The 13,328-nt window shown below is 57.3% G+C and carries 14 protein-coding genes; 6 read left to right on the top strand and 8 right to left on the bottom strand.

Features of this window, described 5'->3' with window-relative positions; genetic code table 11:
* A partial coding sequence (locus AC2FI7_RS17445; protein WP_496816349.1) for a hypothetical protein occupies nucleotides 1-249 on the top strand: 249 nt, incomplete at its 5' end.
* Between the two features lie 85 nt (nucleotides 250-334).
* Nucleotides 335-1,024: a M48 family metallopeptidase gene (locus AC2FI7_RS17440; protein WP_496816347.1), complete on the top strand. Its 690-nt coding sequence runs from the start codon at nucleotides 335-337 to the stop codon at nucleotides 1,022-1,024.
* Between the two features lie 68 nt (nucleotides 1,025-1,092).
* On the opposite strand, the gene AC2FI7_RS17435 is transcribed toward AC2FI7_RS17440, so the two are convergent.
* From AC2FI7_RS17435 to AC2FI7_RS17415, 5 genes are read right to left on the bottom strand one after another with little or no spacing between them, the layout of a single operon-like run.
* Complete coding sequence (locus AC2FI7_RS17435) at nucleotides 1,093-1,635, bottom strand: RSP_2648 family PIN domain-containing protein (protein ID WP_496816345.1); 543 nt, start codon at nucleotides 1,633-1,635, stop codon at nucleotides 1,093-1,095.
* Complete coding sequence (locus tag AC2FI7_RS17430) at nucleotides 1,632-2,834, bottom strand: RSP_2647 family RNA methyltransferase (protein WP_496816343.1); 1,203 nt, start codon at nucleotides 2,832-2,834, stop codon at nucleotides 1,632-1,634. Before AC2FI7_RS17430 ends, AC2FI7_RS17435 begins: the two co-directional genes overlap by 4 nt.
* Before the next feature lie 41 nt (nucleotides 2,835-2,875).
* Complete coding sequence (locus AC2FI7_RS17425; protein ID WP_496816341.1) at nucleotides 2,876-3,148, bottom strand: hypothetical protein; 273 nt, start codon at nucleotides 3,146-3,148, stop codon at nucleotides 2,876-2,878.
* Entirely contained in the window at nucleotides 3,135-5,927 is a 2,793-nt protein-coding gene (locus AC2FI7_RS17420; RefSeq protein ID WP_496816339.1) for a [protein-PII] uridylyltransferase family protein, read from the bottom strand. The genes AC2FI7_RS17425 and AC2FI7_RS17420 overlap by 14 nt, the downstream gene beginning before the upstream one ends.
* Entirely contained in the window at nucleotides 5,924-6,313 is a 390-nt protein-coding gene (locus tag AC2FI7_RS17415) for a nuclear transport factor 2 family protein (protein ID WP_259462629.1), read from the bottom strand. Before AC2FI7_RS17415 ends, AC2FI7_RS17420 begins: the two co-directional genes overlap by 4 nt.
* Nucleotides 6,314-6,470: 157 nt before the next feature.
* Here AC2FI7_RS17415 and AC2FI7_RS17410 point away from each other — a divergent pair, with 157 nt between their 5' ends.
* From AC2FI7_RS17410 to AC2FI7_RS17395, 4 genes are all read left to right on the top strand, one after another.
* Nucleotides 6,471-6,896 (top strand): DUF2852 domain-containing protein, encoded by a 426-nt coding sequence (locus AC2FI7_RS17410; protein ID WP_010442169.1) that lies wholly within the window; start codon nucleotides 6,471-6,473, stop codon nucleotides 6,894-6,896.
* 65 nt (nucleotides 6,897-6,961) lie between these two features.
* Nucleotides 6,962-7,393, top strand: coding sequence for an RDD family protein (locus tag AC2FI7_RS17405; protein WP_010442168.1), 432 nt, complete (start codon nucleotides 6,962-6,964; stop codon nucleotides 7,391-7,393).
* A 76-nt stretch (nucleotides 7,394-7,469) separates the two neighbouring features.
* Nucleotides 7,470-8,294 (top strand): arginyltransferase, encoded by an 825-nt coding sequence (locus AC2FI7_RS17400; protein WP_496816336.1) that lies wholly within the window; start codon nucleotides 7,470-7,472, stop codon nucleotides 8,292-8,294.
* 6 nt (nucleotides 8,295-8,300) lie between these two features.
* On the top strand, nucleotides 8,301-8,690 hold the full coding sequence (locus AC2FI7_RS17395; protein WP_010442166.1) for a VOC family protein: 390 nt from the start codon (nucleotides 8,301-8,303) through the stop codon (nucleotides 8,688-8,690).
* 68 nt (nucleotides 8,691-8,758) lie between these two features.
* Here the strand turns inward: AC2FI7_RS17395 and AC2FI7_RS17390 are convergent, their stop codons facing one another.
* The 3 genes from AC2FI7_RS17390 to AC2FI7_RS17380 all read right to left on the bottom strand — a co-directional run bounded on the left by AC2FI7_RS17390 (nucleotide 8,759) and on the right by AC2FI7_RS17380 (nucleotide 13,260).
* On the bottom strand, nucleotides 8,759-11,113 hold the full coding sequence (locus tag AC2FI7_RS17390) for a TRAP transporter large permease subunit (RefSeq protein WP_010442165.1): 2,355 nt from the start codon (nucleotides 11,111-11,113) through the stop codon (nucleotides 8,759-8,761).
* 17 nt (nucleotides 11,114-11,130) lie between these two features.
* Nucleotides 11,131-12,057 (bottom strand): TRAP transporter small permease subunit, encoded by a 927-nt coding sequence (locus AC2FI7_RS17385; protein ID WP_010442164.1) that lies wholly within the window; start codon nucleotides 12,055-12,057, stop codon nucleotides 11,131-11,133.
* A 120-nt stretch (nucleotides 12,058-12,177) separates the two neighbouring features.
* Nucleotides 12,178-13,260: a TRAP transporter substrate-binding protein gene (locus AC2FI7_RS17380; RefSeq protein WP_010442163.1), complete on the bottom strand. Its 1,083-nt coding sequence runs from the start codon at nucleotides 13,258-13,260 to the stop codon at nucleotides 12,178-12,180.
* Nucleotides 13,261-13,328: the final 68 nt, after the last annotated feature.

The following is a 13,328-nucleotide window of genomic DNA, read 5'->3' as shown; positions in this document are numbered from 1 at the left end:
CTTGATCCTGCAGACCCGAATTACGAAGACGATCTCAATGCGCTTGAGGATGAACTGCGCGATGCTGAGGCCTATGAAGAGGCGCGCGACGATCTGCGCGCGGATGTGAGGGACCTGAGAATTGACACCTTGGTTGCAGAGAAAGAGGCCGAACATGCGTTTTTCGAAGCTTCAAAGGGCTCGGTTTTGACTAAGCAGTCGCTCTCCGAGTTCCACTCGAACCTTCAGTTGCCAACGCCAAGCCGGTAGCAATCGTCTACGCAACACCCTCCAATCGGGCCTGTATCTGGAATAGCGACTTGCCTCTACAGGGCGGGCCGCCCATATCTAACATATGCTCCGATTAACACCCATCTTGCTGGCCATCGCCTATGCCGTCGTCATGTATCGGATTTCTGTTTGGCGCACGCATCGCGAGCTTGATGCAAAATCGACTGAGTTGGCTGATCCCGCTCTCAAACGTATGACCGACCGATTGGCGGCAACTTTGGAAATCGATCGTGTGCCGGTCTACATCTACGAAATCGATCCGGTGAACGGTCTGGCAGCACCTGATGGACGCATTTTCATTACGCGTGGATTCTATCGAAAGTTTCACAATGGCGAAGTTTCGGCAGAAGAAATGGCGAGCGTCATCGCGCACGAGCTTGGGCATGTAGCACTGGGACACGCCCGGCGGCGCATGATCGATTTTTCCGGCCAGAATGCGCTGCGGGCGGCGTTGATGATGCTGTTGAACCGCTTTATTCCGTTCATCGGTGCGTGGATCGCGAATATGCTGACACATCTGTTGGCCTCGCGATTGTCGCGTGGCGACGAGTATGAGGCAGATGAGTATGCCGCGGCGCTTTTGACAAAAGCCGGAATTGGGATTGGGCCGCAGAAGTCATTGTTCCACAAGCTTGAAGATCTGACACAACAGCGTGCAGGCGTAGCACCAGCCTGGCTAATGAGCCACCCGAAGACGGATGAGCGGATTGCAGCGTTGGAGGTGTTGGAACAAAAGTGGGGCGTTGGTGGTTAGTTTGAGAGCGAGGGGCCAACCCCGCGCACGCCCCGGAGTATTTTAGGCCAGATGAAGAAGATCCCGCGTTAGTTGGCGAGCGCTTTGCCTAGTCTTGGCAGCCGTGCTTTCTTCATCAGTGCGCGTAATGTCCATTTATCGCCCGATAGGCGGTTGGCGACTGACAGAACGCTGGTAGCGATTTGCGACATGCCTTCTGGATCCGAAAGCCAGAAACCGTGCAGTAACCCATCGGGGTCGCGCCGATCAAGCCCTTCTTCGGCAAGGATGTTTTTTGGAAAGTCCTTGGCGTTGACGGTGACAATGGCATCCGACGAGCTTGTGACTGCAGTTGCCAGAACGTGGATATCTGCCGCATCCGGCAACCACAGACGTTGCTCTGCTCCGGGTGCGGCAGGATGCTCGGCATCTGGCCAATTTGCCTGAACCAGTGCGATTTCGGCACGTGCCTGTACCTCGCCCTCCGGGCCGAGTTTGCGCGCCGCGCGGGCCCATTCTTCCAAGATGCGCGCGGACCAGACAGGTGTAAAATGGCCAAGCTTGGCGGCGCCCAGCAACATTTCTCGCATCACCGTTGGATAGATAACGCAGGTATCCAGAACCGCTTTCACAGCCGGTAGAATAAAGCTTTGAGGTAACCGCTTTCGGCTAGTTGCGGCAGTTGCGGGTGGTCAGGGCCCGCAAATCCGGTATGGATCAGTTTGGCTCGTCTCCCTGCGCGTCCGATCCCGCGCGAAGACGCATCACGGAAGCGTCCCAAATCAGCGGCATGAGAACAGGAGCAGAGGCCAAGGTAACCGCCGGGCTTGACAAGCGGTGCTGCCAGACGTGCGATGCGCTCATACGCGCGCAAGCCTGCGTCCAGCGCCTGTTTCGAGGGTGCAAAGGCTGGAGGATCGCAGATTACAACGTCGAATTCTGCACCCTCTTCCCCCAGCTTGGTCAGAACATCGAAGGCATCCCCTTGACGGGTCTTAAAACGGTCGGCAAACCCTGATACCTCAGCGCCCTTTGCCGCCAATTCCAGAGCCGCCGCCGATCCATCAACCGACACGGCGTGTGCCGCGCCGCCCGCCAGCATGGCCAAGCCGAACCCACCGACATGACTAAAAACATCCAGTACACGCGCGCCGGGGTGAACCAGCTTGGCGGCAAACGCATGATTGGGGCGCTGGTCATAAAACAGGCCGGTTTTCTGCCCCCCCGTCAGGTCGGCCATATAGGATGCACCGTTCATGGGCACCGGCAGCGGTGCCTCGGGCGCAGTGCCGCGAAGGGTCAGGCTGAGATCGTCCAGCCCTTCCAAACCGCGCGTGCGGCCCGAGGCATTTTTCAACACAGTGGACACCCCGGTAACTTTGACCAGCGCATCCGTCAGCGCATCGAGATGCGCCTCGGCCCATGCGGCGTTTGGCTGGATCACGCAGGCATCTCCGAAGCGGTCGATGATGACACCCGGAAACCCATCCGCCTCAGCATGGATCAGACGGTAGTATGGGGCATCAAACAAGTTTTCGCGCATCTCAAGCGCATGGCGAAGTCGCGTTTCGAACCAATCTGCGGTCAGCTGTGTCCCGATATCGCGATCCAGCACCCGGCACATGATCTTCGAGGCCGGGTTTACTGCGACCAGAGCGATGGGCGCGCGTTTATCATCTTCGAGCACAGCCAATGCTCCGGCTTCGATTTTTCGAGTCCGGCGGTCGGTCACGATGTCATTAGCATAGACCCATGGAAACCCATGGCGAAGGCCACGCGCGTTGGCCTTGGGTTTCAAACGGATACGGGGGCGTTCGGAAGAATTTGTCATGGCGCCCTCATAGTCGCGAATACGCAGCGGTAAAAGCCCTGTTAGCGGTTGCGATTGCGCCAGCCGCCACGCCGCTTGGGTGCTTGGGCAGCTTCCAGCCCTTCGGCCAGTACCTGCGTCATAGGATGGTCTTCTGCCTGAGCCGAGTAAATCGAATGCAGAGAGCTCACTGCCTGTTGCTGATCGCGGTCTACAGGCAGGCTCAGCGCCCAGTCCAGAAAGATGCTGCGGCATTCAGGCAAGGTGATGCCTTCAATCCGATAAGCTTCGCGGATCAGACCTTTATGATCATTCGGATCATCATTGCGTGCCATCTTCAATCTCCCCAACCACGCCGCTGATCAACTGGGCGGCCCTACTGTAACTGTCCTTCAAGGCAGATTGCAGCTGCTCGACCTGATCGAACCCGGTGGCCCGGCACAGGAAGGCTGTGCCTCCCTCGCCAATCTTATCGGCCTCAATCACTTTCCCCGACAGCAGCCGCGCTGCGCATTGCACCGACCAGCATAAGTCGTAACAGTCCTTGAGGGTTTGTGCCTGCGCGACATCCAACAACGCGGCTGCGACCGCGCCGTCAAGACCCGAGGCTACATCGCGCTGAGGAAGCCCCGCCATCAAAGCTCCGGTTTCAGCCAACAGTTCAATATCCATCATGCGGCCCGGCCCGTTCTTGGCGTCCCACACTCCGGCGGGTGCTTTGGCGGCAGCAAGCCGGGCGCGCATTTCGGCAACCTCTTTCAGAACCATGTCCCTATCGCGTGGTTGCGACAGGAATTCAGCGCGAAAGGTCTCGATATCCTCCGCCAGCTCAGCATCGCCCGCAACAACATGGGCTCGGGTCAGCGCCAGGTGTTCCCACACCCAGGCTTCATTCTGCTGGTAGTTGGTGAAGCTGCCCCAACTGGTGGCTACTGGCCCCTGATTGCCCGAAGGTCGAAGGCGCATGTCGACCTCATAAAGACGCCCCTGCGACATCGGCGCGCTGAGCGCTGTGATCAGGGCTTGGGTATACCGAGCGTAATATGTCCGCGTGGCCAGCGGGCGGGGGCCATCAGACATGTCCTGATCCTGTGGGTCGTAGATGACAATCATGTCCAGATCGGATTGCGAGTTGATGCGCCCTGCCCCAAGCGATCCCATGCCCAGAACCGCGGCACCACGCCCCGGCGCAGGGCCGTGTTTCTTGGCAAACTGCTCGACAACGCAAGGCAGCACCGCCGCGATGACGGCCTGCGCAAGTTCAGCATATTGCCGCCCGGCCTGCGCCCCGTTGATCAATCCGCGCAGATGATGCACGCCTATGCGAAAGTGCCATTCCTTGCACCAGCGACGCGCAAAATCCAGCTGCGTTTCATAGTCGTCTTCTTCTGTCAGGGCCTGTGTAAGCTCGGCCCGCAACGTAGTCAGCCCCGGCCAATCGCTGAAGAAACTTCCGCCTATCACCGCGTCAAAAACAGAGGCATTGCGCGAAAGATGGGTGGCAAGAGCGTGAGATGTACCGACGATATCGACCAGCAGATCGATCAGTTGCGGATTCGCCTCAAACAGTGAAAACAGCTGCACCCCGGCTGGCAGTCCAGAAAGAAACCCGTCCAACGCAAGCAACGCTTCTTCGGGTTTCGCGGTCTTTGCCAGTCGCGATAAAAGCTCGGGCCTTAGCCGCTCGAATATCCGAGCCCCCCGCTGAGACCGAAGCGCCGGATAGGTGGGCCAGCGGGCCAGAACACCCTTGTCGAATTCGACCTCTTGTAACGGCGCGGGCTGCGCGCCCGGTCCGGGGGCAAAGAACCCTTCAGTCAATTCGTGCACTTCGGTCAGGCGGCGGGTCAGCTCGGCGGTCAGTTCGTCACTACTGATGCCCATCAGGCAGGCAACCCGTTCGATCCCGTCTTCTGAGTTTGGAACCTTGTGGGTTTGCGCATCATGTACCATCTGGATTCGATGCTCGACCTCGCGATGGGCGCGGTAATGATCCGTCAGTTTTTCGGTGACATCCTCGGGCACCCAGCCTTTCGACGCCAGCGCCGCCAAACCAGGCACGGTTCCCCGCACCCGCAGGTCAGGGTCGCGGCCTCCTGCGATCAGTTGGCGGGTCTGAGTAAAGAACTCAATCTCGCGAATACCACCCTGCCCCAGCTTCATATCATGACCTGGAATCGAGAGGCTGCCACCAGTCCCCTTATTCTCGCGGATGCGCAGACGCATGTCATGAGCGTCTTGAATCGCAGCAAAATCCAAGTGCCGGCGCCAGACGAACGGGCGCAACGCATCCAAAAATCTCTGCCCCGCCGTGATATCTCCGGCACAAGGTCGTGCCTTGATATAGGCCGCGCGCTCCCACGTGCGTCCAAGGCTTTCGTAGTACCGCTCAGCCGCTTCCATCGCCAGACACACTGGCGTGACTGCCGGGTCAGGGCGCAGGCGCAGATCAGTTCGGAATACATAACCATCCGCCGTTTTGTCGCTGAGCGTCGCACAGAAGTTTCGTGTGGCGCGCACCATTCCCTGCCGGGCCTCGTAAAAATCATCAGGGTCGAAACGTGTTTCATCGAACATCACGATCAGGTCGATATCCGAGCTATAGTTCAGCTCGTGCGCACCCATCTTGCCCATCGCCAGAATGACCATACCGGCAGCGGTTTCGACATCGTCTTCAGTCATGCCCGGCAGCTTTCCACGCCGGATCAGTGCGGCAATCTCGGCCTTCGCTGCTACATCGGCGGCCAGCGCTCCGAAATCGGTCAGTGCAGCAGTCACCTTTTCCAACGGCCACGCACCCGCCAGATCTGCGATGGCCGTCAACAAAGCCATGCGTCGTTTTGCCTGCCGTAGACCGGGTTTCAATTGATCCAATGGCAGCTTCCGAGCCGCCTCCATCACATCCGCCAATGCCTGGTCTGGTTGCTGCAGCGCTTGCGGCAGCCAGTCCCGTTCTTGGTCGATCAATCCCTTAAGATAAGGGCTGGAGCCAGCAGTTCCTGCGATCAACTCACCCTGTTCGGCCGTCAGATCGGGCAGTGCAGCACGTGTTTCCTGCCCTAGTTCGGCATGAAATGCACGCGGTAGACGGTTTATGGCGAGAGCGTCACTCATGCTTTATCCAAAGGGGTGTCCTGGCTGAAGCTGTTGACCCAAACGTCATGCCGCCTCTCCCAAAGTGACGAGATCAGCATCGCTTCCCACTCTTCTCTGTCGGGTCGCCGATAATCTGCGCGGTACGAGAGCAAAACTATGTCCGCCGACAAAACACGCAGTCTGGTGTCGCTGAGTTCATACTGTGCCATCGTCGGCGCATCCGCGAACTGGCCCACGTGATCATCTCGATTTGCAAACCCGGATGGGTAGACGCCCAGAAAATCTGAGCTCAGCAAGGCACGGTCCGCCTCGGCGTTCCCTTCAACAAGCGCAGTCCACACTTGTTTCTCCAACGATAGAATCTGATCAAGTGATGGGGCGGGTTTATTTTCAATATCTTGCATGAGCTGAAATTGCGCCCGATCCGCGACCGCGTCAACCAATCAAGAGCGATGATCCATTAAATGTAAATCTTTTTCACATACACCCCTTGCATTGCCGATCGGCCCCTCCCATCTAGGAAATGTGAAAAGTATTTACATCCTAACTGGAGAGAGCAAAATGACCGCATTGTCCGACCACGCCGTTCCCCAAAACCCGGGGTGGCTGCACCGAAGCGAAGCCTGGCTTGACAGCAAAGGCAAAGGCGCCTGGATCGCCGCAATGGTCCTTGGCTTTATCTTCTTCTGGCCGATCGGCCTTGCCTTCCTTGCCTATATGATCTGGAGCAAACGCATGTTCAGCAAATCCTGCAGCCGCCGTTCTTCCTGGAACAGTCACATGAGCGCCATGAAACCTTCGGGCAACAGCGCATTTGACGCGTATAAGGCTGACACGCTGGCGCGGCTCGAACGTGAACAGAAGGACTTTGAGGCCTTCCTGCACCGCCTGCGCGAAGCCAAGGATAAGGCCGAATTCGACGAGTTCATGGACGAACGCGCCCGCGACAATCGCGACGACGCAGACGATGAAAATAAACCCGTCTGATCTGAACTTGCCCTGTCCCGCCTGTCGGGACAGGGTGTTTCTGACAAACTTCCGGACCGTACTCTATGACTCACCTGCCTGATCCCGACAGCCAACCCGAATTTTATCAATCCGTGGCGACCAAACGCTTCTTTGCCTGGCTGTTCGACATCGCCTTCATCTCACTGCTGTGTACAGTTGCAATTCTGCTGACCTTTGGCATGGGTTTTTTCATCCTGGCCCTGATCTATGCCGTGGTTAGCTTCGTCTACCGCGTTGTCACTATCGCGAATGGCTCGGCCACGTTGGGGATGCGCTTCATGGGGATCGAGTTGCGTGATGCGTTTGGTGCCCGGATGGATACAGGCAAAGCCATCGCACACACGGCAGGCTATTTCGTTAGCATGGCGTTTCCGGTACTGCAGATCATCTCGGTTATCATGATGATGACCAGCGCCCGGTGTCAGGGCCTTACCGATGCCTTCCTCGGTACCGTGATGATCAATCAACGCGCCTGACTAAACACCTGAGTGAAACACTTGGCGGCACCAAAAACCGTTGCTATCATCGGTCCCGAGGAAATGCGGGACCTTCATGCGACACACGCTGCCAATCGCGCCACAATTCTATGTGACGGCACCCCAACCCTGCCCTTATCTTGAGGGTAGAATGGAACGCAAACTGTTCACCGCCCTTCAGGGAGAAGGCGCGGACCAGCTGAATAATTGCTTGTCGCAACAAGGATTTCGCCGTTCGCAGAATGTGCTTTATCGACCGTCCTGCACCGATTGCGCCGCCTGCCTGTCAGCGCGCATCGATGTTTCAAACTTTCGCCCCAGCAAAAGCCAGAAACGAGCCTATCGGCGCAATTCCTACCTGACTCGGCGTGCCACATCGCCGTGGGCCACAGATGAGCAATTCGACCTATTCCGGCGCTATCTCGATGCTCGCCATGCTGATGGCGGTATGGCCGATATGGATGTGTTTGAATTTGCTGCGATGATCGAGGAAACTCCGATCCGCAGCCGTGTAGTGGAATATGCCGATCCCGATACAGACGAATTGATCGCAGTCAGCCTGACCGATGTGCTGGATGACGGGTTGAGCATGGTCTACTCGTTCTACGATCCACTGTTTCAGCAACACTCGCTGGGTACGTATATGATCCTCGACCATATTGAGATCGCGCGCGAGGCCGGATTGCCCTACACCTATCTGGGGTATTGGGTCCCAGGCAGTCCGAAGATGGACTATAAAGCCAAATTTTCGGGGCTTCAGGCCTATATTCGAGGCGAATGGAAGCAGATTGAAGACCCGGAACAATACGCCCAGACAGCGCATCATCCTCTGTCATCGGCCCCCATTGCCGAGCAGGTGGCCAACATCCAACTACCTGACAGACATCCGACGAAAGGCTAACCTGCAATGAGGCAGAGCCTTCACGCGGTCACTCTTGTAGTGCCGGACTACGATGATGCGATTGCGTTCTACACCAATATGCTGAGCTTCTCGCTGCTCCAGGATATTGATCTAGGCGGTGGTAAACGCTGGGTGCGCGTAGCGCCTCCGGGATCATCCGGGGGTACGCTGTTGCTTGCCAGGGCTGTGAATGAGATCCAGCGCTCGTGCATCGGGAACCAGACAGGAGGCCGTGTCGGCTTCTTCCTTGAAACAGATGATTTCAATCGGGACTACGAAAACATGCGCGTCAACGGCGTTCATTTTGAAGAACCGCCTCGCTACGAACCCTACGGTACCGTAGCGGTCTGGCGTGACCCCTTCGGCAATCGCTGGGACCTGATCCAGTTCACCTGATCCCCTTCACATTTGCATAAAAAAGGGGGCATCGAAGCCCCCTTTCCCTTGAACATAAATCGCCCCAATCAGCTTGGTATCAGATCGGGCACAATGGTGACGATCGAGGGGAAGAACCACAAGATCGCGATACCCACCACCTGAATGATCACAAACGGTATGATGCCACGATAGATGTGGCCGGTTGTGACCTCTTTGGGAGCAACTCCGCGTAGATAGAACAGCGCAAACCCGAAAGGTGGCGTCAGGAACGAGGTCTGAAGGTTCACCGCAACCATGATCGTCACCCATTTCGGATCGAATGACCCGCCGTAGATCACCGGCCCAACGATCGGGATCACGATGTAGATGATCTCGAGGAAATCCAGCACAAAGCCCAGGAAGAACAACACAAGCATCACGATCAGGAAGACCGTGAATTCGTTGTCGAAGCTCTTGAGGAATTGCTGGATATAGTGCTCGCCTCCGAACGAGATCACCACCAGGTTCAGCAGTTGCGATCCGATCAGGATGGTAAAGACCATCGAGGTCACCTTAGCCGTCTCGCGCACTACAGGTGTCAGAACCCCGCTCGAGAACAGCACCCAACATGCGAACAACAGCCCGAACAGCGCGTAAAGATAAGCGGAATAGGCAATGATGAAGGCAATCCAGCTTTCGACCGTGACACCGCCCTGATTGATACGCAGATCAAAGTTCACGCCCATCAGCAGCGCAATGATCACTGCAAAGGTCGACCATATTATCACCTTGCCCGACCTACCCTGATCCTGCAGCTTGCGATAGGCCGCCAGCATGATAGCCCCACCTGCCCCCAGTGCCGCTGCGGGCGTGGGGTTGGTGACACCGCCAAGGATCGATCCCAGCACCGCGATGATCAGGACCAGCGGCGGGAACACCACCCTGATCAGATCATTAGTGGCGCATCGTGCGGCCGCCTCTTTACAGCCATACATGACAAACGCGAAGGGTATCGCCAGCAACAGGAACGTCGCCCCGGACGACGTTGTCGGCGCAATCAGCAGCACATCGACCAGCAGCATCAGCAACAAGCCGATAGCCCCAACGATCAGAGGCTGCGGCGACCGCGATGGAGCAATCCCGCGTCCCAGTACCAACGTGAGCCCCAGCAGAACCACAATAACGGCGACACCGTTTCCTATCGGTGCAGCGGCAGCGATCTTGGCCTCTTGTGCAGCCGCAAGTTCCTCTTCGCTCAGACGTTGGGATTCAGCTGCACCTCCTGCCTCATCGATCGCTTCCTGCTCGGCCACCGCCTGATCCCAGGCGGATTGACCATGCAGTTCGATCATCGAAGCCTGACACTCTTCCGAGACGTTTGTGCGCAGTGATGCGCCCTGCCCGATATCCGAGAATGCCGAGACTGAGACATTCTGGCTTCCGATCACGCCCGCACTGCCCAGCAGCACAGCGCCAACGATCAGAGCAACCGGAGCACCCAGCAGCCAAGTCAGACCTTCCGAGCGCGTGATGGTTTCACCCGAACCGCCCGACAGCTCAACCGCAGGGGCCTTTTCCGGGTTCAGCAGTGCATAACCAAAGGCATAGAGCGCATATAGCAGCGCCAGCATGATCCCTGGCAGCAGCGCAGCCTGGAACAATGTGCCCACCGAAACGACTGCAGGCTCGCCCAGATAGGTCAGCGCGTCGGTACACCCGGCCTCGACCGCTCGCGTTTCCTGCGCGGTCGAATAGAGGTCACCAGCCAGCGTCCCCAGCAGAACGATCACGATGGACGGTGGAATGATCTGCCCCAACGTACCCGAGGCCGCGATCACGCCCGTCGCCAGTTCCGGCGAATAGTTGTTGCGCAACATGGTCGGCAGGGCCAGCAGGCCCATGGTGACCACAGTCGCGCCCACGATACCAGTCGAAGCCGCAAGGAATGCACCCACGACCACAATCGAGACCGCAAGGCCACCGGGCAAGGGCCCGAAGACGCGCGCCATCGTGGTCAGCAGGTCGTTTGCGATCTTCGACCGCTCCAGCGTGATGCCCATCAGAACAAACATCAGCACCGCTAGCAGGGTCTCAATGGACTGCCCTGCCAGTACACGCTCGTTCATACGGTTCACGATGAAGGAGACGTTGCGGTCCAGCGCAGTTTCCCAGCCTTGTACAAAGACTGGCTCGGCGATCCTTGGCAAATCCGGGTATCGGAACACGGAAATCACGTCAGGTTTGACGCCCGAATTCACCACGTCGCGGTAGGCTTGCGAACCGGTGTCGATCGCTTGGTGGATCAACAGCCCCGCGCTGTCCAATGCGGCGATGATCCCGAACGAAATCACCCCGGCCCCTCCGATGGCAAAGGCCACGGGAAAGCCCGAAAGGATGCCTCCGAAGAGGCAGAAGAATACGATAATGAGGCCTATCTCGACGCCATCAAGTCCGAATAGCATTGTCTGGTTCTCCGTCCCTAATGCGCGCCTTCGTAGGCTTCTTCACCTTCGCCAAGGCTGTCCTTGTCGAGGTATTTTCCTTCACTTTCCGGCCCTTCCACGTATTCCAGATACGAACGATACAGGAACGCAATCGCGTGCAGGAACACCATGGCGGCAAAGGCCACCAGCAGGATTTTGAACAGGAAGTAGGCATTGAACCCATTGGGGCTGAACCCGATGGTTTCCACGTTCCAGCGTAGCGCGCGGGACTTGGCCACAAGCCTGTCCAGCGTGTCGCTGGCCGAGGGTTTTGGCACAATCAGGTGCCGCCACATGAAATACCAGCCATACATCCAAGTCAGCACGGCCATGGGCATCATGAACAGGACCGCTCCGCACATATCAACGACGCGCTTGGCCTTGTGGCTGATCCCGGCATAGATCAGGTCAACGCGTACATGACCGCCCTGCACAAACGTGTAGGTGCAGCAAAGGCAGACAACCATGGCGTTATAAAGTTTAAGTTCTTCGGCAAACCAACTGATATCCATCTGAAAAGGGATACCCAGACCAAAGGACATATCTGGCCGCGTGAACACCCGCTGCATGAATACGATAACGATCTGCTGAATCACCATCAGAAGACCTGCCCATGCAAAGAACCGACCAGTGGTGTTGGCGAAGCCCTCAAGCCCGCGCACCATTCCCCACATGAAGTTCCGGTAGTAGAGGCCAATAGCCGTCAGCACCAGAAACAGCGCAAAGATCACGAAGAAGAACTCGACAGACCCGCCATAATAAACAAAGCGCATGATTGCTTCTTTGTTCGACCAGTCCAGCCAGAGCTGCGGATGCGTGATGGCGTATCCGAAATTATAGAAGGCTTCGGCAATGTTCTGAATGAACCATATCAGTCCATTCCACAGGGCGCCGAAGAACGAGATACCGTTTTCGTCCTGCATGTTGTCCCCAGGTCGTATCGGTTGCACGTTTGATTATTGCGGCATGTCCGAACCGCTTATGTGCAACGGGAAAGGTTCCCCCGCGAACGCGGGGAAACCGTTTGATCGATATATAGACTATTAGCCGCGAACGCGGTTGCGCTGAGCGGTGTAAACACCCGACGACAAGTCCAGCCAACCCGCCGACGATGTCGAGGACGCAACTGCACTGTCGTGGATTTTCTTGAACAGCTCGTCGCCCATGTTCTCGTCCAGAACTTCCTGGCTGGCTGCGCCAAACGCATCCCAAACGCTGTCCGGGAATTCCATGACCTTAACACCGCCCGACTGCAGACGCTGCAGTGCGGCACCGTTGTTGGCCAGGAATTGCGACAGATTCCACTGATGGCATTCGCCGGCCGCGATTTCGATGATCTTTTGTTGTGCTGCCGTCAGGCTATCAAACACCTCGCGGTTGGTTGCCAGCGACAGACCTGCATTCGGCTCATGGAAACCAGCAGTGTAGTAGACTTTGGTGATTTCCTGGAAACCAGCCTTTTCATCGGCCCATGGACCAATCCACTCGGTTCCGTCAATCGCGCCGGATGACAGCGCCTGATACACTTCCGAGCCCGGAATGTTCTGGACGGATGCACCCAGTTTACCCAGCGCTTTGCCGCCAAGACCCGGCATACGGAACTTCAGGCCATTGAAGTCTTCGGGGCTGTTGATCTCTTTCGAGTACCAGCCACCTGCCTGCGCGCCAGTGTTACCAGCCAGGAAGGATTTCAGGCCGAAGATTTCGCCCAGCTCATCGTGCAGCTCCATGCCGCCATCCTGGTAGTACCAGTTGACCATTTCCTGCGCTGTCATTCCGAAGGGAACAGCTGTGAAGAAGGCATAGCCCGGATGCTGACCCACAAAGTAGTAGTCTGCCGCGTGGTACATATCGGCCTGACCAGACGACACCGCATCAAACACTTCAAACGCGCCAACCAATTCACCGGCTGCTTTGATTTCAACGTTCAGGTTACCATCCGACATCGTGGTGATGCTGTCAGCACAACGCTGCGCGCTGTCGAACACGCCTGCAAGGCCACGGCCCCACGAGGTGACCATAGTCAGCGTGCGCTTGCCCTGCGCATAGGCGGGCGCTGCCAGCGTGGTGGCTGCAGCAGCCGAGCCGCCCAGTGCCGATGTTTTTAGAAACTTACGACGATCCATATGAGTGATCCTCCCCTTCATATTCATTCCCCGGGTGATGCCGGGTCGATCGTTTCCAGTGCGCGTTA

This window comes from Ruegeria sp. YTSA064 (genome assembly GCF_059610325.1).
This window is presented reverse-complemented; position numbering and strand designations above follow the sequence as displayed.